Source organism: Bacteroidota bacterium, assembly GCA_041658205.1.
In the GTDB taxonomy this organism is placed as follows: domain Bacteria; phylum Bacteroidota; class Ignavibacteria; order UBA10030; family UBA8401; genus UBA8401.
Genome location: JBBAAO010000001.1, coordinates 1,633,724 through 1,654,101, shown reverse-complemented (window position 1 = coordinate 1,654,101; position 20,378 = coordinate 1,633,724). Strand labels below are relative to the sequence as shown.

Below are 20,378 nucleotides of genomic sequence, written 5' to 3'. Positions count from 1 at the left end.
AGCCTGAGTTTTATTCAAAACCTCTTTTAGTTTATCAACTATAAGAGGTTTTTTCGTTTTAAATGTACTACTACTTTGTTACTTATGCTGTAGTATTGATTGAGCAATAACAAAGAAACTATACCATGAATATTTCTAACCTACATCTTTTTTACGCTTCACGTCCTACCCTGGAACATACCTCGTCGTATTTCGACGGTAATTTTCTCTGTTGTCGCTAACATATACTCCCTCATTCTACATTGGTAAACACACTAACCTCCACAGTGGAGCAGTGTATACATTTAAATTATAAGAGGAAAATGTTATGTCTACGACAAATGGAAAAAAAAGAAACTATCGTTTTGAAACATTACAATTGCATGCTGGCCAGCAGCCCGATCCGACGACGAAATCACGTGCTGTTCCGATTTATCAAACAACTTCCTACAATTTTGATAATGCAACGCACGCCGCAAATCTTTTTGGCTTGAAAGAATTTGGGAATATTTACACCCGAATTATGAATCCTACTACCGCCGTGTTCGAAGAACGTATTGCAGCTCTTGAAGGAGGAGTTGCTGCAGTTGCAACTGCTTCAGGACAAGCAGCCCAATTTCTTGCAATTACTACAATTGCCCAGGCTGGGGAAAATATCATCTCCACAAGTAATCTGTATGGCGGAACATACAATCAATTTAAGGTGACATTGCCTCGTTTGGGAATTGGTGTAAAATTTGTTGATGGTGATTCAACCGAAGAATTCAAAAAATTAATTGATGAAAAAACAAAAGCAATCTATATTGAAACAATCGGTAATCCGAGACTAAATATTCCTGATTTGGAAGCCATTGCAAAAATTGCACATGATCAAGGTATTCCGTTGATTGTGGACAATACGTTTGGTGCCGGTGGATACTTGGCACGTCCGTTTGAACATGGTGCGGATATCATCACTCACTCGGCAACAAAATGGATCGGCGGACATGGAACTTCCATTGGTGGTGTTGTTGTGGATTCCGGAAAATTTAATTGGGGAAATGGTAAGTTTCCAATTTTTACCGAACCAAGTCCGGCGTATCACGGATTGAAATTCTGGGATGTCTTCGGAACCCCCGGACCATTCGGAAACATTGCGTTTGCCATTCGTGCACGTGTTGAAGGCCTGCGTGATATCGGCGCTGCAATCAGTCCGTTCAATTCATTTCAATTATTGCAAGGATTGGAAACTCTGTCATTGCGTATTGAACGACACAACGAGAATGCATTAAAGCTAGCACAATGGTTAGAGAAACATCCGCTGGTAGAATGGGTCTCATATCCAGGATTACCTGATCATCCGCATCACACATTGGCAAAAAAATATTTGCGAAACGGATTGTTTGGTTCAGTTCTTGTTTTCGGAATAAAGGGTGGAATAGAATCAGGCAAGAAATTTGTTAATAACGTGAAACTGTCTAGTCTGTTGGCTAATGTTGGTGATGCAAAGACTCTCGTCATCCACCCGGCATCGACGACACATGAACAATTGAACCAGGAAGAACAATTGCTTTCCGGTGTTACTCCGGATCTTATTCGAGTTTCAGTCGGGATTGAGCATATCGAAGATATCATTGAAGATTTCGATGAAGCTCTCCGTGCCGTAAAAAATAGAGAAACAGTAACTGCATAGATATGTTATCAGTGACTGTCATCTATTCGATGACGGTCACTTCTTTTTGCAAATAAAAATGGAAATAAAAACAAAAAATATTGTTGCGACAAAAAATGTTCAATTGTTTGACGAAACAAATCCACTGGTCATGGATTGTGGAGAGGAACTTTCTTCTGTTTCAGTTGCTTATGAAACATACGGTGAATTGAACGTAGAGTGCAGCAATGCAATTCTTGTTTGCCATGCTCTTACAGGAAGTGCACATGCTGCAGGATATACGTCTGATGATCCTCATTCGATTGGCTGGTGGGATTCGTTTATTGGTGAAGGAAAACCGCTTGATACCAGAAAATATTTTATTATCAGTTCAAATTTTCTTGGTAGTTGTTACGGCACGACTGGTTCGAACTCGATCAATCCCATCACAGGACATCCCTACGGAATGTTGTTTCCTCAAATGACCGTTCGAGATATGGTCCGCGTTCAAAAATCGCTGGTAACCTATCTTGGTGTAAAAAAATTGAAGACCGTCATCGGCGGTTCACTTGGCGGAATGCAAGTGCTCGAGTGGGCTTTATTGTATCCTGAGTTAGTTGAATCCATCATTCCTATCGCAACATCCGCACAGCATTCTCCATGGGCGATAGGCTTGAATGATCTTGCCCGACAGGCGATTATGAACGATCCTGATTGGAGAGGAGGAAATTATTATGAATTTAAGCAGCCTGAAAAAGGGTTTTCGCTTGCTCGCCAAATAGCGATGATGTCATATCGAAGTGAAAAAGAATTTGCTTCCCGCTTTTCGCGTGAACGGCAAAAAAAGAACGGCAGCGAATTAACCTATCGATTTGATACCTCGAATCTTTTTCAAGTGGAAAGTTATCTTCATCATCAAGGAATAAAATTGGTCAATCGCTTTGATGCCAACACGTATCTCTACATTACCCGATCAATGGATTTGCATGATGTTACATCCGGTAGAGGAACGTTGCAGGAAGTGCTTGGTTCTATAAAAATCCCATCATTATCAATCGGGATCGATTCAGATATTCTGTACCCAGTTTCAGAACAGCAACACATAGCATCGCTGATTCCACACTCTACCTATCGCGAGATCCATTCTCCTTACGGACATGACGCTTTCCTGATTGAATTTGAGCAAATGGAAACTCATGTAAAGAAATATTTTGCTACCCTATAGACATTTCTTCGAAAAACGAATCCCGCCTTTGGTAAACAAGGCGGGATTTTTTTTGTCCTTTATATTTCGTATTTTGTCCTAAATAGAAAGAAAAAATGTCAAAGCCTATCGTTGCAATCGTTGGTCGCCCCAACGTCGGGAAATCTACTTTTTTTAACCGCCTTATCGGAATGCAGACAGCCATCGTTGATGATGCCCCTGGTATTACGCGCGACCGTCACTATGCTGAAGCAGAATGGACTGGAAAACCGTTCACGATTATTGATACTGGGGGATTTGTTCCTGATTCTGATGAAGTTTTTGAAAAGGCGATCCGCGAACAGACACAGATCGCCATTGAAGAAGCTGACAAGATCATATTTCTCGTCGATGGAAAAGAAGGCATAACTTATATCGACAAAGAGCTGGCAAATATCCTCCGTAGAGAAAACAAAAAAGTCATTCTGGTTGTTAACAAGGTTGATTCAGCTCGTGAAGAAACTAATTCGGCGCAGTTCCATACGTTGGGACTCGGAGAACTCTATACCATTGGAGCATTGGGAGGGAGAAAGATCGGTGATTTTCTTGATGTACTCACGCAGGAATTCACAATCGACCTGGACGATAAAAAAGAAGATTCTCAGATGCGTATAGCGATCATCGGAAAGCCAAATGTTGGAAAATCGTCGATGGTGAATGCGCTGATAGGAAAAGAACGCTCCATTGTTACTCCAATTGCCGGAACAACACGTGATTCGATTGATTCTATCTATAATTTGAATGGCGAAGAGGTGTTGCTTGTAGACACCGCCGGGTTGATGCGGAAAAGTAAAATTCGACAGAATGTTGATTTTTATTCAACATTAAGAACTTTAAAAGCGATCGATCGATGTAATATTGCGATTATTTTATTTGACGCGAGCATTCCATTGGAGAAACAGGATTTTAGGATTGTTCAGACTGCAGCTGAAAAAAATATCGGTGTGGTTTTGGGGATCAACAAATGGGATGCAGTAGAAGGGAAGGATACGAACTCAACTATCCGGTATGAAGAATCCCTTCGTGAAAAATTACGACAATATGATTATATCCCTGTGCTCTTTGTATCAGCGAAGACGAAACAACGCCTGCCAAAACTGATCGATCTTGCGAAAACGGTCCATACAAACCGTGCGATGAGAATCCCGACCAGTTCGCTCAATGACACATTGCTTCCAGATGTCCAGCGTTATCCACCTTCAACAAAAACAGGGAAGGATATCAAATTGAATTATGTGACTCAAGTGAAGACATCTCCTCCAGTTTTTGCATTCTTTGCCAATGAGCCGGACCTCGTCTCGGAATCGTACAAAGGTTTTCTGAGGAACAGGATCAGGCATCATTATGGATTTATTGGTGTTCCCTTAATACTTGTCTTTAAGAAAAAACGAAAATAATTCTCATCATTTTGGAGATTGCATGAGTACCCTCACCGTTATTGACCATCCTCTTGTGCAGCGTGATGTTTCCATCCTTCGAGATAAGAATACTCCGAATCATCAATTTCGCACAGTGCTCAATCGAATTGCGGGAATGATGGCATTTGAAGTGACTCACAATTTTTCACTTCAAGAATATGCCCTTGAGACTCCGTTGGAAAAAACGAACGGTGTCAGACTCAAAGAGCATATCGTGATTGTTCCAATTCTTCGCGCTGGTTTGGGTATGGTGGAAGGATTCATGAATGTGCTTCCAGAAGCAAAGGTCGGTCATGTCGGTTTATATCGTGATGAAGAGACATTGGAACCGGTTGATTATTATTCAAAATTTCCCAAAACATTATCGAAAAGTTTGGTGCTCCTTATTGATCCGATGTTGGCTACAGGAGGAAGTGCAAAAGCAGCATTAACGTTCCTGAAAAATAAAGGGGCAAACAATATTCGATTTGTTTGTTTAGTTGCATCGCCCGCCGGTATAAAGATTGTGCAAAAGAGTCATCCCGATGTTGATATTTTTTGTGCAGTCGTGGATAGAGGGTTGAATAATAATGGATATATCCTGCCTGGTCTTGGAGATGCAGGAGATAGAGTTTTTGGTACGGAGTAATCTTGCTGAAAAATATTATTGCATATTCATTCATTCTGCTTCTCTCTGTATCATCATTTCTTCAATCCCAATTCTTGGAAGATAAACATCAACACTCATTGGTGCTCCAGGGAATCGACCTGACATTGAAGCAAGAATATGACTCAGCGGAAATTGTTTTCCAAACCATCATCAAAGAATTCCCGCATCATCCCTCCGGATATCTCTATTTGGCAGGAATGATGCAGGCAAAAAATACCGATTATGACGATCCATTCAACGAAAAACAATACGATTCATTATTGAATATTGTTGAAATCCTCTCTCAACCTCTCATTAAAAGTAAAAACAATTCTGCGTACGGTTATTTTTATACGGGAAGCTCAGAAGCATTTCGTTCTTATACAAAGTCAGAGAATGGAAATCTTGCCTCTGGAATTTATTACGGCTTGTCGGCAGGCGGTTCTTTGGAACGTTGTTTAGAAGCCGATCCCAATTTTGTTGAAGCAAAAAATATTCTCGGCTCTTTCTATTACTGGCGCAGCAAAATGTCTTGGATTCCATTTATTTCGGATAGAAGCGAAGAAGGGATTAAGCTCATTGTCGAATCTTTTTCCCATCCGTATGAAAAACATCTTGCATCGCATAATTTGATGGTTATCTTTACTGAAGAAAAACGTTATGCCGATGCTGAAAAATACGGCCTAATTATGCTCAAAGAATATCCGGATAATCGATTATTTCTTTGGAATTTAATGACCACCTACGAACAATGGAATAATAAAAAAAAACTAATCGAGATTGTAGAACGATTGCTTCAAAGTACAATACATGCCAAAGTGGTGAATCGATATACTGAAGCTGTTTGCAGATTAAAAATAGCGCAGTTTGCCATAACGGGAAAAGATACCGCCAAAGCAAAAGTTGAGCTGAAACAATTGATTGCACTGAAAAAATACATTGGAAGAACCAAAGGCGATCTGAAAAAGAAGATCTCCAAAGCGGAAGATCTTTTGGAAACAATCGAGTAACCTTAATGCTGTTAGCCAAACATAAAAAAAAATTGGATGATCTTTTGGCAGTCTGCCATAAGAATCTTCACAAGGTAAATGTCGATCTCATCACTCGCGCGTTTGAAATGAGTGTCGAAGCGCATAAGCATGACTTGCGTAGTTCCGGCGAACCGTATTTTGGCCACCCTTTTGAAGTGGCAATGGTAGTTGCTAAAGAGATTGCGTTGGATGATGTTTCTGTTGCATCGGCATTGCTTCACGACGTAGTGGAAGATACCGATATCGATATTGACATTATTCGCAAAGAATTTGGAGATACGATTGCAGAAATAGTCGATGGTGCAACAAAAATTAGCAATATCTTTGACAGCCATGAGATTACACAGGCAGAAAATTACCGTAAACTGCTCCTCTCCATGGTCAATGATATCCGTGTGATGATTATTAAGTTTGCCGATCGCCTGCATAACATGCGGACATTGGAATATCTTCCCGCCGAAAAACAACAACGCATCGCAAAAGAAACCCTTGATATCTACGCACCGTTTGCTCATCGGTTTGGTCTTGCAAAAATAAAATGGGAGTTGGAAGATCTGGCGTTTAAGCATCTTCATCGAAAAGAGTATGAAGAGATTGCACACGGGTTGAATTCCAAACGACGAGAACGAGAACATTATATCCGCAAGTTTATTGTCCCTGTTGAAACACGGCTTCGTCAGAGCAATTTGAAATTTGAAATTGAAGGACGTCCCAAGCACTTATTTAGCATTTACAATAAGATGCAGAAACGTTCAAAACCGTTGGAAGAAATTTACGATATGTTCGCCGTTCGTATCATCTTGCAAACGCCGGACAATAACGAGTGTTTCACAGTATACGGCATCATCTCTGAAATCTATAAACCAATTCCCGAACGTTTTAAAAATTATATTTCCATTCCCAAAAAGAACGGCTACCAATCGCTTCACACAACAGTTGTCGGTCCCGAAGGAAAAATGGTTGAAGTACAGATCCGAACGCGCCAAATGCATGAAATCGCGGAACGCGGTGTTGCGGCGCATTGGTATTATAAAGAGAATAGTTCGCAGGCGCCGTTGGACAGAGAGTTGGAAAATTGGATCAACTGGGTTCGTGAAATGTTCGACCAAAAACAGGCAGACGAAAATGTGTCACCGAAAGAATTAATCGAAAGTTTCAAACTAAATCTTTACCAGGATGAAATTTATGTCTTCACACCAAAAGGTGACTTGAAGATCCTTCCCAAAGGTGCCACGGCGATTGATTTTGCTTTTGAAATCCATTCGGATGTCGGTTTTCATACGATTGGTGCAAAAGTAAACGGTAGAATTGTTCCATTAAACACAATTCTCCGAAGCGGCGATCAAGTGGAAGTTATTACATCGAAAAAGCAAAAACCGAATTTTGATTGGGAAAAATTTGCGATAACTCATAAAGCAAAATCCCATATTCGCCGATACATCAAGGAAGAAGAACGAAAACTGATTGATGAAGGGAAAGAGATTTGGGATAAAAAAGCGAAAAAGGCAAAACTTCATATTAATGATGATGATCTCACAAAGTTTGTTCATACAAAACGGTATGACAATCTTCAGTTGTTTTATCTCGCAATCAAAAATGAAGAGATTGATGTTGATGTCGTCATTAGTGAGTTGACTGATACGAATCTCAAAGGTGAAACGGAAACAAAAGTCGATGAATCAACGTCGATGTTCAATAAATTTGTCGACACAGCCAGAAATCTTACGACGGGAATATCAATCTTCGGCACTAAAGGCGATATGTTGTATACATATGCCAAATGCTGCAATCCAATTCCGGGGGATGACATTGTAGGATATGTTACCACTGGTGAGGGGATTAAAATTCACCGAAAAAACTGCCGCAACGTTCAATCGATGCTGAGTAATGGAGAACAGCGAATTGTTCGTGTATCATGGCCTGAATCCGGTGCTGGTGATTTTATTGCTGGTGTAAAAATTTCCGGTAACGATCGAAATGGTCTATTGAATGATGTCACAAACGCCATCTCCAATTTTAACAGCACGAATATTCGCGGTGTCACGATTAATACAAAAGATTCTTTTTTTGACGGTCAATTTATATTGTACGTAAAGGATATTGCTCATTTGAATAATATCATCGATCGATTGAGGCGTATCAAAAATATCACGAAAGTGGAACGGTTTGATGAATAATGAGTATTCGCGCATTCTTGGTATTGATTATGGAACAGTTCGAATCGGTATTTCTGTCAGTGATCCGCTGAAGATTATTGCACAAGGCCTAACGACAATTCAGAATGATTCCCACAGCCTTGATCATATTCTTTCAATTATGGTCGATCAGAATGTCGAAAAAATTATTGTTGGCAATCCTTTGAATTTGAAGGGAGAAGTCAGCACGAAAGCGGAAGAAGTAAAAACATTCGTTGCTCGGTTGAAAGAGAAGACGCAAATTGAAATCGTCATGCTCGATGAACGATTCACTTCAGTCATGGCGCAACGATCAATCATGAGTATGGGGACAAAGAAAAAGCAGCGGCAAAACAATAAGGGCAAAGTAGACGAAGTGGCCGCGGCAATTCTTCTCCAAAGTTACTTGGATATTCAAAAGAGATAATGTGGAACAGCAAGATTTAAAAAATAATATCCTTGAGTACAAGAACATAGCATTGTTGTGGATTCATTCGAACAAACTAAAATCCGCGATAGGCATTATTGCCTTTATTATCTTTCTCCAATATTTAACTCTTCCGAATAACAGTCTTCAATCGCTCCGAAAGAATAATCCCGGAACAACCGCAATGATGCTTCAACGTATTGATGAATCGTCATCAAAGGATAAGAAGTTTGTTATACAACAACATTGGATTCCGATTTCGCGAATATCAAAACATCTTGTAAACGCAGTCATTGTATCGGAAGATGGGATGTTTTTTGAACACGAAGGAATCGATTGGTATGAAGTCGGTGAGTCAATCGAAAAGAATTTTGAAAAGGGAAAAGCAGCGAGAGGGGGCAGCACCATTTCACAACAGCTTTCAAAAAATCTATATCTCTCAACGTCAAAAGATCCTATTCGAAAATTAAAAGAATTGATCATCACACTTCGAATGGAGCGGACATTATCCAAACGCCGTATTTTGGAAATATATCTTAATGTGATTGAATGGGGGAACGGAGTATTCGGTGCAGAAGCGGCAGCAAAAAAATATTTTGGAAAATCTGCATTCCAATTATCAAAAGAAGAAGCGGCGCAGATGGCTGCGGTGATTCCTAGTCCGCGCAGGCATAAACCAAATGACATGTCCAGATACGTTACACGCCGCACATCGATTATTTTAAGCAGGATGTCTGCACGGGGAATGTAGATGAAGATCCGCGATGTGAAAATGCTGATAGAAGAGGGAGAGGGATTCGAACTGGAGTTCAAACGAAAAGTCTCTTCACCGAAAAAGATTGCGAAAACATTATCCTCATTTGCAAATACCAGAGGGGGAATTGTTCTTTTTGGAGTAGATGATGATGGATCGATTGTTGGTGTAGAAAGTGAAAAGACAGAATTAGATTTAATTGATGAATCTGCTCGTTTCTATTGTGAACCTCCCGTTTCCGTTGCAATCAACATCGTTCCCTATAATCATCGTGATGTTATTGTTGCTACCGTTGAGGAAAGTGAAGATAAACCGCATTATGTTGTGGATGACGATAATGAAAAAAAAGTGTTTATCCGTGTAAACGATAATACGGTTATCGCCAGCAAAGAAGTTGTGAAAGTGCTGAAAGATGAACGCCCTGAAAAACCACCGTTGACTCTTACGATTGGCGAAAATGAAAAACGATTATTTGAATATCTAGAGCAACAACATCGTATCACTGTATCAGAATATTCAGATCTCATCAATATTTCCATCCGAAGGGCATCGCGCATACTGACCACGCTTGTCCGTGCCGGTGTTGTTCGAATTCACACGCTGGAAAAGAACGATTATTTCACCCTTGCTTCCGATGATGAAGTATTCGCAGACAGTCGTACAAAACAATACCGTACGCCACAGCGACGTTAAGCGATTGTTTGTGACCGAACATAGGTATTTCAATTCCCATATCCGCTTGATCAATTATTTCCTTCGAAACGCCGGTGATCTCATTTCCAAAGACAAGGCATAATGGAAAATCTTGCTTTGTCAGATCGTAGTAGGGGACACTTTTACTGGTCAATTCTAAAACGCATATCTTTATTTTTTGTTCTTTCAATTTGCTAACGGCATTCAACGGGTCCTTATAGTACTCCCAGGGGACAGTCAATGTTGAACCAAGAGCTGTCTTATCAATCTCTTTTCGGGGTGGATGAGGTGTAAATCCCGTGAGAAACAGTTTACTTAATAGCGCTCCATCCGAACTTCTAAAAATTGATCCAACGTTATATAAACTTCGAATATTATCAGCCATAGCATATATAGGATTGCGCTCGACTGATTCAAATTCATCAAGTTTCTTACGGTTTTTTGAGATTTCTTCGTGACTTAATTTATGCATCAGTCTAATTTAATTTTGGATGAGAATTCAAAAATGAGTATATTTACATTCAATTTAAGCCAAAAAAAGTGAGATTTGAAGAAAATAATTATAGCTATTGACGGGCCTGCCGCATCGGGGAAAAGCACTACCGCTAAACTTGTCGCTGCTCAACTCGGCTATTTACATATTGATACAGGCGCTATGTATCGCGCAATGGCATTAAAAGTTCTTCGAAATAAAATTGCTCCGAACGACTCTGAAAAAGTAGCAGCTCTGGCCAATAATACTACTGTTCGGCTTGTTTCAAACAATGGCAAAGTCCGAGTTCTGTTGGATGGTGAAGAGGTGAGTGATGAAATTCGGCTGCCGGAAGTGACAAATATAGTCAGCCCCGTCAGTACAGTTTCCGAAGTACGAAAATTGATGGTGAACGAACAGCGAGCGATGGGGAATGAAAGTGGAATTGTTCTTGAAGGAAGAGATATCGGGACAGTTGTATTTCCGAAAGCGGAATTAAAAATTTTCATGCTGGCCGATGCGCGGGAACGGGCATTGCGTCGAAAAAAAGAATTGGATGCAAAAGGTGTTGCTGTTTCATTGATTGAATTAGAAAAAGAAATTCTGGAGCGAGATAGGATTGATTCGGAACGAGCGGTTTCCCCGCTTCGAAAAGCAGAGGATGCAATCGAATTAGATACCACGAGTCTCTCCATTAAACAACAAGTAGAATTTATTGTAGCGAAAGCAAAAAGTATTATTAACTCTAAACCTTGACAACGTTAAAAACCGCTGTCAAGGATATAAAACCAGATGAAAGTAACAGTCGATAATAATTCCGGATTTTGCTGGGGCGTGGTTCGTACGGTGGATATTGCTGAGCAAGAACTTGCGGATACTGGAAAATTATATTCTCTCGGAGAAATTATCCATAATCCCGTCGAGATCGATCGATTGGAGCAGAAGGGATTGAAAACGATCCGACACGAGGATCTTCCAAATCTGAAGGATGCTAAAGTGTTGATTCGTGCGCACGGCGAACCTCCGGAAACATTCCGCAAGATGAAGGAGTGGGGAATTGATGTTATAGATGCAACGTGTCCGGTGGTGACCAAAGTTCAAGAACGCATTAGAAAATTTTACGATAAGCAGTATCAGATAGTGATTTTTGGAAAAAAAGATCATGCTGAAGTGATCGGTCTTGTGGGACATACGAATGGTACCGCAATCGTCATTAAATCGGTCGCAGAAGTTGATAAACTTGATTTTTCGAAGAAGACTGTTCTCTTCTCTCAGACAACAATGGACAAAGAGACATTCTATGCAATTCGTGATGCGATTAAAGAACGGATTAACGCTGAGTTTGAAGTAGGAACATTTGAAGAGATGGCGATCGATTTCCATGCAAAAGATACGATCTGTGGACAAGTTTCAGGACGGGACAAAAAATTACGTGAATTTTCTCAGAGCAACGATGTAATGATTTTTGTTGCGGGGAAAATGAGTTCCAACGGTAAGGTTCTCTATGAAATTGCAAAGTCGGAGAATCCCAGAACATATTTTGTTGAGAATGAGTTTGAGTTACAGGAAGATTGGTTTAAGAATGCCGCCAGCGTCGGCATTAGCGGTGCAACATCCACACCGCAATGGCTGATGGAGCGCGTGAAGAAAGAAATTGAAACACGTTACAATAGAGTTGCATAGGTCATCCACAATACACTAAATCATACACTAATCAGTAAGTTGATCGTTGTTGATGTGCGGCGTTAGATTTTGATGACCGTCTAACAAAATACAAAAACAATGGTCTGGTTCTCGTTCCAGAAATAATGGAATAGAGAACACGGAGACATGTAATGTCACAAAAAGAAGAAGTAGATGTACTCATCGACGAGAAACCGTATTCCGATGAGGAAATGAAACTGTTTACCGAGATGTACGAAGGAACATTGGGGAAAATCACCCAAGGCGAGATCGTAAAAGGAAAGATCGCTTTTATCGGACACAATGATGTTGTGTTGGATATCGGTTTTAAATCCGAAGGGACTGTGCCAATCGGTGAATTTCCAAACATCAAAGATTTAAAGATCGGCGATGAAGTAGAGGTATTTCTCGAAAGCATCGAAGATAAAGACGGCCAGATGGTTCTTTCACGCAAACGTGCAGACTTCATGCGCGTATGGGAAAAAGTCACAAGGTCGTACACTAGCGGTGAAGTTGTTCAAGGAAAGATCATCCGTCGCATTAAAGGCGGTCTGGTTGTAGACGTGATGGGAATCGACGCATTCTTACCTGGATCCCAGATCGATGTTCGACCGGTGCGCGATTTTGATGCATTGCTCGGAAGAGATATGGATTTCCGCGTGGTAAAAGTAAATCATCCGTCGGAAAACATTGTCGTTAGTCATAAGATTCTTGTGGAAGAAGAACTTGCAGATCAACGCAAAGCGATCCTTTCCGGCCTCGAAAAAGGTCAGATCCTTGAAGGTATCGTTAAAGCTATCTCCGACTTCGGTGTGTTCATCGACCTCGGCGGAGTTGACGGTCTTGTGCACATTACAGACCTCTCATGGGGACGTATTAACCATCCGTCTGAAGTGGTAAAACTTGATCAGACTGTGAACGTTGTTGTTCTTGATTTCGATCAGGAAAAGAAACGTATCTCACTTGGCATGAAACAATTGCAGGCACATCCGTGGGAAAAGATTGACGAACGCTATCCGATCGGCAAAAAGGTCAGCGGCAAAGTCGTATCACTCACCGATTACGGTGCATTTATTGAAATAGAAAAAGGTATTGAAGGTCTTATCCACATTTCCGAAATGAGCTGGACACAGCATGTGAAACATCCTTCACAGATGGTTTCCATGGGTCAGGTGATTGAAGCGGTTATTCTTTCGCTTGATGCAGCAGGAAAGAAGATCTCGCTCGGCATGAAACAACTCGAACCCGATCCGTGGAGTTCGTTGATGGTGAAATATCCGATTGGTTCACGGCACAACGGAACGGTCCGCAATTTGACCAACTTCGGTGTGTTCGTAGAATTGGAACAGGGTATCGACGGTCTTATTCACATTTCTGATTTGTCGTGGACAAAGAAAATCCGTCATCCAGGTGAAATTGTGAAAAAAGGAGATAACATCGATGTCATTATCCTAGGAGTTGACGTTGATCAACGCCGTATCTCTCTTGGACACAAGCAGCTGAATGACAATCCGTGGGATACTTTCGGCGGTCAGTACAAAGTCAATACCGAAGTTGAAGGGAAAGTGGTCCGCATCATTGAAAAAGGTGTGATTGTTGAACTTCCGCTCGGCGTTGATGGATTTGTACCGTTGTCACAGTTGTCGCAGACACCAATCAAAAATCTGGCAGAAGCATTCCAGGTTGGCGACAAACTTCCGATGTCCGTCATCGAGTTTGATGGTGAAAGCAAGAAGATCGTTCTTTCCGTTGTAGAATATCTCCGCGGAAAAGAACAGAAGATCATTGATGACTATGTTGCAAAACATAAACTTCCCCCGATCACTCTGAAAGATGCGCTCCCAGTTGAGTTGACACCTGAAGAGAAAAAAGCAGCGGATGAAGAAGCATCATTGAAGTAATATTGTACCACACAGTGCCGCTCGCTTTGGTGTGAGCGGCACTTCTATTTTCCAAAAATGAAAGCATCATTCTATACATTGGGCTGCAAATTGAACTATGCGGAAACCGCATCGCTTGAACGTCAATTCAAGGAGCGTGGATTCGACATTGTTCCGTTTGCCGAACATTCCGATGTCTGCATCATTAATACCTGCTCAGTGACGGAACGTGCTGACAGGGAAGCTCGTCAGATTGTCCGCCGTGCATTACGAACATCTCCAAATGCATTTGTGGCAGTTGTCGGATGCTATGCGCAGCTTGATCCTGAAGAAATTGCCTCAATCGATGGCGTTGATATTGTGCTTGGTGCCAGCGAAAAATTTAGAGTGTTCGATTTTGCGGAATCGTTTCAAAAATATTCTTCCCCGAAAGTATTTGTTTCCCCAATTGAAAATGTCAATGATTTCGGTCCTGCATTTTCCGGTGGTGTTGATGATCGTACGCGAGCATTTCTGAAAGTGCAGGATGGTTGCGACTTCACTTGTGCGTTCTGTACGATTCCTCTTGCACGTGGTGAGAGCAGAAGTCAAACGATCGATGCTTGTGTTACGCAGGCTCGTCAGTTAGTTGAGATGGGGTACAAAGAAATTATTCTTACCGGAGTCAATGTGGGAGATTTTGGGAAAAAGAATGATTTGTCGTTATTACAATTATTAAAAGAATTAGATAGTGTTGATGGAATTGAGCGCATTCGGATCAGTTCAATTGAACCGAATTTGCTGAATGATGAATTAATCGATTTTTGGCTTCGCTCTGAAAAAATTTGCGATCATTTCCATATCCCACTCCAAAATGGCAATGACGAAATTCTCCGGAAAATGAGACGCCGTTATACATCAGAACATTATCAGAAATTAATCCATCGGATTCGTGAAAAATCTCCTTCGGCAGGAATTGGTGTTGATGTGATTGTTGGTTTTCCGGGTGAAACGGAACAATTGTTTGAGAAAAATTTTCATTTTCTTCATGAGCTGCCAATCAGTTATTTACATGTGTTTACCTATTCTGAACGTCCAAATACTCCTTCGATTGATTTCCCGGGACGGGTGGAACCTAGAATTCGTTATTCGCATAGCGATAAACTTAGGATTCTTGGACAGATGAAAAAATCTGCATTCTATCAATCACAAAAAAATCGTGTTCTGCCTGTGTTGATCGAGAGTGCAATCGAAGAGAATATGCTTTCTGGATATACGGATAACTATGTGCGAGTTCGAGTACCGTATCATCCTTCGTTGGAAAACAGTATTGCCATGGTTCGCATTGGTGAATATTCTGGTGACGTGTGTGAAGGAGAAATTGTAAGTGTCAAATCATCTCAATCCGTTATCAACCCGATGCTTCCTATTCTTAATTCAGTTGTTCGCTAAGGAAACACTTCGAAAAACTTGATACTACTTCAATCAACTAAATTCACCATAGAAGGACAAACAGTATTGTTTGTATTCAATATGATCAAGATGAACAGTCTGATCGCTTATTGAGGAGTAGTATGAAAACATTACACGTTATATTGATGCTCATTGTGTTCACTCTTTCACTTTCTGCACAAGAGAACATATTTCATTTGCGGTCTGCTCTTACTAAAACAGCCGCTTCTTCGAAACAAATTCAAGAACCACTACAGACTCCTAAAAAATCTGCCGTTACTGCCGTTTTGTATTCTTTACTTCTCCCGGGAATGGGTGAACTGTATGCAGACGGTTTTACGGAAGGAAGATATTCCTTAATTGCTGAAGGAGGATTATGGCTCACATATTTTTCTTTTCAGCAATATGGTTCCTGGATTCAAAAAGATGCGCGCAGTTTTGCTACTGCTCACGCTGGAGCGCAAACAGGGGGAAAAAGTGATCAATATTTTGTCGATCTTGGAAACTTTGTCGACACATATGAATACAATGAAAAACAGCTCCGGGATAGGGAACTAGAGAAGGTGTATGAAGCAAATTCAGAGTATTTTTGGAAATGGGAGTCCGATGCACATAGAAAAGAATATCGAGCATTGAGAGTTTCCAGTGAGCGGGTTTTCAATAACTCTCGATTTGTTATTGCATCAATTGTTGTTAATCATGTAATCAGTGCTATCAATGCGGCGCGATTAACGAGAGTTTTTAACCAACGATCAAATGATGAATTGGGTTCATGGTGGCTTGAATCATCTTTGATCAACAATGGGCTTAAGCCTGATGGAATGAAACTGAGTATTATCCACAGGTTCTGATTGAAGCCCCGCTCGCGGGGCTTTTTCATATGAAACGGAATATTAAACTTACAATAGAATACGATGGAACAGATTTTGTTGGCTGGCAGAGGCAACCGAACGGAAGGACTGTACAGGAGGAGATTGAAACGGCAATTCGAACGATAACACAAGAAGAGTCCGGTATTGTCGGAGCCGGAAGGACTGATAGCGGAGTTCATGCCCGAGGTCAGGTAGCGAATTTTTTTACATCAAGTAATCTTACGATTCGAGAATTCCATCGTGCTCTTAATGGAAATATTCCAAATGATATTGTCATTCATTCAGCTGAAGAAGTGGATGAAAAATTTTCGGCGCGGTACAGCGCTACTGCAAGAGAATATCAATATTTTATTTCACAAAAATTTACAGCAATCGATAGAAAATATTGTTGGCAAATAGGTTACCGGTTTGATATTGAAAAAATGAACAGAATTGCATCTTCAATTCTTGGTGTTCACGATTTTCAATCATTTTGTAAAGCTGATTCCGAAGTTGAACATTACCTCTGTCATATAGTCGAATCGAAATGGTATAAAGAGAGTGGAAAATTGATCTATGTTGTAAGAGCAAATAGATTTCTTCAAGGTATGGTTCGCGCATTAGTTGGTACGATGGTGAATGTTGGGCGAGGATATACTCAGGAAGAAGATTTCCGTATGATTTTGGAAGCAAAGAATCGTGCAAAAGCAGGTCAGGCGGCACCCGCTCAGGGATTATTCCTGGAACGCGTAACTTATTGAATATCAACGAGTTTTAGAGTAAATTCAATTATGATACAGAATGCAATACATACATTGATCGAAAAAACAGACCTTTCAAAGCAGGATACATACGAGTGTGTGAAAGAGATCATGTCGGGAAAAGCAACAGACGCTACCATTGCCTCATTTTTAACGGCGTTACGAATGAAAGGGGAAACACCAGCAGAAATTGCAGGTGCTGCACACGCAATGCGGGAGGTATCGACAAAAATCAATACCAAGCATCCAAATGTCATCGATACATGCGGAACAGGTGGTGATGGCTTAGGGACATTCAATATTTCTACTGCTTCTGCAATTGTTGCTTCTGCAGCGGGCGCCAAAGTCGCTAAACATGGTAATCGAGCTATCTCAAGCAAATGTGGAAGTGCAGATGTCTTAAAAGCGTTTGGAGTAAAAATTGAATTGGAAAAAGAAAAAGTTGAACAATGTTTGGACGAAATTGGAATTGCATTTCTCTTTGCGCCGTTGCTTCATGGCGCTATGAAATATGCTATGCCTGTTCGCCGTGAACTCGGGATTCGTACAATATTTAATATTCTGGGACCGTTAACAAATCCCGCAGGAGCAAAACGTCAGTTATTAGGAGTGTTTCGAAGGGGATTAACCGAGACACTTGCACAAGTATTATTGGATTTAGGTACAGAGCGAGCACTTATTGTGCACGGAAACGGGGGAATGGATGAGATTTCAACGATAGGTGAGACGAAGATCAGTGAAATTATGAATGGAAATATTTCAACGTACACTTTTTCACATTCTTCTGTTGGCATTCCTTCTGCAGAATTAGTTGCTCTTGCTGGCGGAGAAGCAGAGGATAACAGAAAAATTATTCAATCGATATTTGAGGGTGTCAAGGGCGCAGCTCGAAACATTGTTGTACTAAACGCAGGCGCCGCAATTTATGTAGCGGGTATTATGCCGACGATTCAGGATGGAGTTCTTGCTGCAGAGGAAGCTATCGACAGTGGCAAAGCCGGAAAAAAATTGAAAGAGTTGGTTGAGTTCTCGAACTCATAATCGTATGAATGAAGGACAAACGCAAATATCATTGTTTAAATCATTGCTGAAGAAATTTTTTCTTTCCAAGAAAAAACAAGTTTCCGAAGAAGAGGTTATTCAATTACTGGAAGAGGGGGAACGAAGCGGTGCAATTGATAAAACGGAACATGATCTGATAAAGAGCATCCTCGAATTTACCGACACAACGGTGAAAGAGGTGATGGTTCCCCGTACTGATGTTTTTGCCGTTGATATCGGAACACACCGAGATCGATTGCTCCAATCCTTGATTGATCAAGGATTTACACGCGTTCCTGTCTTTCGAGAATCCATTGACAGTATTGTAGGGATTATCTACACCAAAGATTTGATTGGAATGCTTGAACATCGGGATCTCATTATTCTTCAAGACATAATTCGTCCGGCATATATGGTTCCGGAGTCCAAAAAGATCAGTGTGTTGCTGAAGGAATTACAAAAAAATCGTCAGCACATGGCTATTGTGATCGATGAATTTGGCGGGACAGAGGGGATAATCACCATTGAAGATATTGTTGAAGAGATTGTTGGTGAGATTCGTGACGAGTATGATGATGAACAGAGCGATGTTGAAACCTCCAGTGATGGAACCACAGTTGTGAACGGGGGAATGAGTATTCATGATTTTAACGAGCGTTTTAAGACCGATATACCAGAAGATTCTCAATACGATACGATCAGCGGATTTCTCCATCAATTAACGGAACGAATTCCTGAGCTTCATGAGGAGATTAAATATGAGAATGTTTCGTTTACAGTGGCAAAAAAGAATGAACGGCGCATTCGACAAGTGAAAATTAAAATATCTCCGAAAGAAATTACCCAAATAAATGAATAATAAGTTATCTGAAATATTAAGTCATAAGAAAATCGAAGTTGCTTTGCGGAAAGAACAACAATCGTTTGATGATCTGATTGAAAAAGCATGGTTATCCTCAGCGACATTGGATTTTGAAAGTGCATTGAAAAATGAAGAAGGAATTGCATGCATTGCAGAGATTAAAAAAGCGTCTCCTTCGAAAGGAGTAATTACGAGGGATTTTGTCCCGACGAAGATAGCACGAGAATATAAAGAAGGAGGAGCCAACGCAATATCTGTTTTGACAGATGAGAAATATTTCCAGGGAAAGTCAGATTATGTCCAAGCTGCTAAAATTGCTTCATTTCTGCCAATTCTGAGGAAAGATTTTATTGTTGATGAGTACCAAATTTACGAATCTCGCGTCATTGGTGCAGACGCAATTCTTCTCATCGTTTCAGCATTGAGCGATGAGCAGCTCCGTTCTTTTTTGACAACTTCGGATGATTTATCTCTTTCTGTTTTAGTGGAATGTCATTCGAAAGAGGAGATTGAACGTGCAATTGATACAGGTGCAAAAATTATTGGCATTAATAATCGTGATCTTCAATCATTCAGCGTGAATGTCGATCTTTCGTTGATGCTTAAAAATTTTATTCCGAATTCTTATACAACGGTCAGTGAAAGTGGAATAAAAAACCATAATACCGTTCAGCGTCTAGAACAAGCCGGATTTGATGCGGTTTTAGTAGGAGAACAATTGATGGCTCAATCGGATCGGCGGAAAGCGTTACAGGAACTTTTAGGTCCCAACGTACGAGAATCATGAGTCCATATTTTATTAAAATATGCGGTATTACTAATTACGAAGATGCTACAGCGGCCATAGAAGCAGGAGCAACCGCGATCGGATTCAATTTCTATCCAAAAAGTAAACGATATATTACACCCGAAGAGGCAAAAGAAATAGCAGATCAGATTAGGGGAAGAATATCTATTGTCGGAGTATTCGTTAATGAAGAAATTGCATCAGTAAAGGCAATTGGAGCAAAAGTAAAACTTACCTACTGTCAATTCCATGGTGACGAACCACTGGAATATGTCAATAAATTTTCCAATGCTATTAAGACGTTTCGCGTGAATGAGTCATTACGAAATGTCTATTTTGATGATTATAAATCCGTAGCGTTTCTTCTTGATGCATATGATGAGAAGGAATTTGGAGGTACCGGAAAAACGTTTAATTGGCTGATGGCACGGGAAGCGAATGAGTTTGGGAAAGTCATTCTCGCCGGCGGATTAAATGAAACCAATGTGGTCAGTGCCATTGAAACGGTGGAACCATGGGGTGTGGATGTGAGCAGTGGAGTTGAGATTGAGCCGGGAAAAAAAGACAAAGAAAAAGTGAAGCGCTTTGTAGAGAATGCGCGTAAAGCATTTGAACTTTCAATGAATGTGTAGT

General features: G+C 40.6%; 20 protein-coding genes. 19 read left to right on the top strand and 1 reads right to left on the bottom strand.

Annotated elements, in window-relative coordinates; translation table 11 throughout:
• The first annotated feature begins 307 nt into the window (after positions 1-307).
• From WDA22_06860 to WDA22_06820, 9 genes are all read left to right on the top strand, one after another.
• Positions 308-1,651 (top strand): O-acetylhomoserine aminocarboxypropyltransferase/cysteine synthase, encoded by a 1,344-nt coding sequence (locus WDA22_06860; GenBank protein ID MFA5833179.1) that lies wholly within the window; start codon positions 308-310, stop codon positions 1,649-1,651.
• Positions 1,652-1,709: 58 nt separating this feature from the next.
• On the top strand, positions 1,710-2,834 hold the full coding sequence (gene metX / locus WDA22_06855; protein MFA5833178.1) for a homoserine O-acetyltransferase: 1,125 nt from the start codon (positions 1,710-1,712) through the stop codon (positions 2,832-2,834).
• Between the two features lie 95 nt (positions 2,835-2,929).
• Positions 2,930-4,249 carry a ribosome biogenesis GTPase Der gene (der, locus tag WDA22_06850; GenBank protein ID MFA5833177.1) on the top strand — a complete coding sequence of 440 codons (1,320 nt, stop codon included), beginning with the start codon at positions 2,930-2,932 and terminating at the stop codon, positions 4,247-4,249.
• A gap of 22 nt (positions 4,250-4,271) precedes the next feature.
• Positions 4,272-4,898, top strand: a complete 627-nt coding sequence (gene upp, locus WDA22_06845) for a uracil phosphoribosyltransferase (GenBank protein MFA5833176.1) — start codon at positions 4,272-4,274, stop codon at positions 4,896-4,898.
• Between the two features lie 2 nt (positions 4,899-4,900).
• Positions 4,901-5,908: a hypothetical protein gene (locus WDA22_06840; protein ID MFA5833175.1), complete on the top strand. Its 1,008-nt coding sequence runs from the start codon at positions 4,901-4,903 to the stop codon at positions 5,906-5,908.
• A 5-nt stretch (positions 5,909-5,913) separates the two neighbouring features.
• Complete coding sequence (locus tag WDA22_06835) at positions 5,914-8,106, top strand: bifunctional (p)ppGpp synthetase/guanosine-3',5'-bis(diphosphate) 3'-pyrophosphohydrolase (protein MFA5833174.1); 2,193 nt, start codon at positions 5,914-5,916, stop codon at positions 8,104-8,106.
• A complete protein-coding gene (gene ruvX, locus WDA22_06830) occupies positions 8,099-8,530 on the top strand; it encodes a Holliday junction resolvase RuvX (GenBank protein MFA5833173.1) in 432 nt (143 codons plus the stop codon). Before WDA22_06835 ends, ruvX begins: the two co-directional genes overlap by 8 nt.
• 1 nt (position 8,531) lies before the next feature.
• Complete coding sequence (gene mtgA, locus WDA22_06825) at positions 8,532-9,281, top strand: monofunctional biosynthetic peptidoglycan transglycosylase (protein ID MFA5833172.1); 750 nt, start codon at positions 8,532-8,534, stop codon at positions 9,279-9,281.
• Positions 9,282-9,977: an ATP-binding protein gene (locus WDA22_06820; GenBank protein MFA5833171.1), complete on the top strand. Its 696-nt coding sequence runs from the start codon at positions 9,282-9,284 to the stop codon at positions 9,975-9,977.
• Here WDA22_06820 and WDA22_06815 read toward each other — a convergent pair.
• Positions 9,904-10,449 (bottom strand): RNA methyltransferase, encoded by a 546-nt coding sequence (locus WDA22_06815; protein ID MFA5833170.1) that lies wholly within the window; start codon positions 10,447-10,449, stop codon positions 9,904-9,906. The two genes, WDA22_06820 and WDA22_06815, sit on opposite strands and share 74 nt — an antisense overlap.
• A 75-nt stretch (positions 10,450-10,524) precedes the next feature.
• Here WDA22_06815 and cmk point away from each other — a divergent pair, with 75 nt between their 5' ends.
• The 10 genes from cmk to WDA22_06765 all read left to right on the top strand — a co-directional run bounded on the left by cmk (position 10,525) and on the right by WDA22_06765 (position 20,377).
• Positions 10,525-11,205 (top strand): (d)CMP kinase, encoded by a 681-nt coding sequence (gene cmk / locus WDA22_06810; protein MFA5833169.1) that lies wholly within the window; start codon positions 10,525-10,527, stop codon positions 11,203-11,205.
• A 36-nt stretch (positions 11,206-11,241) separates the two neighbouring features.
• Entirely contained in the window at positions 11,242-12,132 is an 891-nt protein-coding gene (locus WDA22_06805) for a 4-hydroxy-3-methylbut-2-enyl diphosphate reductase (protein ID MFA5833168.1), read from the top strand.
• A gap of 152 nt (positions 12,133-12,284) precedes the next feature.
• On the top strand, positions 12,285-14,033 hold the full coding sequence (rpsA, locus tag WDA22_06800; protein ID MFA5833167.1) for a 30S ribosomal protein S1: 1,749 nt from the start codon (positions 12,285-12,287) through the stop codon (positions 14,031-14,033).
• A gap of 57 nt (positions 14,034-14,090) precedes the next feature.
• The gene (gene mtaB, locus WDA22_06795; protein MFA5833166.1) at positions 14,091-15,443 is read left to right on the top strand and encodes a tRNA (N(6)-L-threonylcarbamoyladenosine(37)-C(2))-methylthiotransferase MtaB; all 1,353 of its coding nucleotides are present in this window, start codon (positions 14,091-14,093) and stop codon (positions 15,441-15,443) included.
• Positions 15,444-15,565: 122 nt separating this feature from the next.
• Positions 15,566-16,294, top strand: a complete 729-nt coding sequence (locus tag WDA22_06790) for a hypothetical protein (GenBank protein MFA5833165.1) — start codon at positions 15,566-15,568, stop codon at positions 16,292-16,294.
• A gap of 29 nt (positions 16,295-16,323) precedes the next feature.
• Positions 16,324-17,055 carry a tRNA pseudouridine(38-40) synthase TruA gene (gene truA / locus WDA22_06785; GenBank protein MFA5833164.1) on the top strand — a complete coding sequence of 244 codons (732 nt, stop codon included), beginning with the start codon at positions 16,324-16,326 and terminating at the stop codon, positions 17,053-17,055.
• A gap of 30 nt (positions 17,056-17,085) precedes the next feature.
• Entirely contained in the window at positions 17,086-18,096 is a 1,011-nt protein-coding gene (gene trpD, locus WDA22_06780; protein MFA5833163.1) for an anthranilate phosphoribosyltransferase, read from the top strand.
• A gap of 4 nt (positions 18,097-18,100) precedes the next feature.
• A complete protein-coding gene (locus WDA22_06775; GenBank protein ID MFA5833162.1) occupies positions 18,101-18,955 on the top strand; it encodes a hemolysin family protein in 855 nt (284 codons plus the stop codon).
• On the top strand, positions 18,948-19,745 hold the full coding sequence (gene trpC, locus WDA22_06770) for an indole-3-glycerol phosphate synthase TrpC (protein MFA5833161.1): 798 nt from the start codon (positions 18,948-18,950) through the stop codon (positions 19,743-19,745). The genes WDA22_06775 and trpC overlap by 8 nt, the downstream gene beginning before the upstream one ends.
• Positions 19,742-20,377 (top strand): phosphoribosylanthranilate isomerase, encoded by a 636-nt coding sequence (locus WDA22_06765; GenBank protein MFA5833160.1) that lies wholly within the window; start codon positions 19,742-19,744, stop codon positions 20,375-20,377. Before trpC ends, WDA22_06765 begins: the two co-directional genes overlap by 4 nt.
• Position 20,378 lies beyond the last annotated feature (1 nt).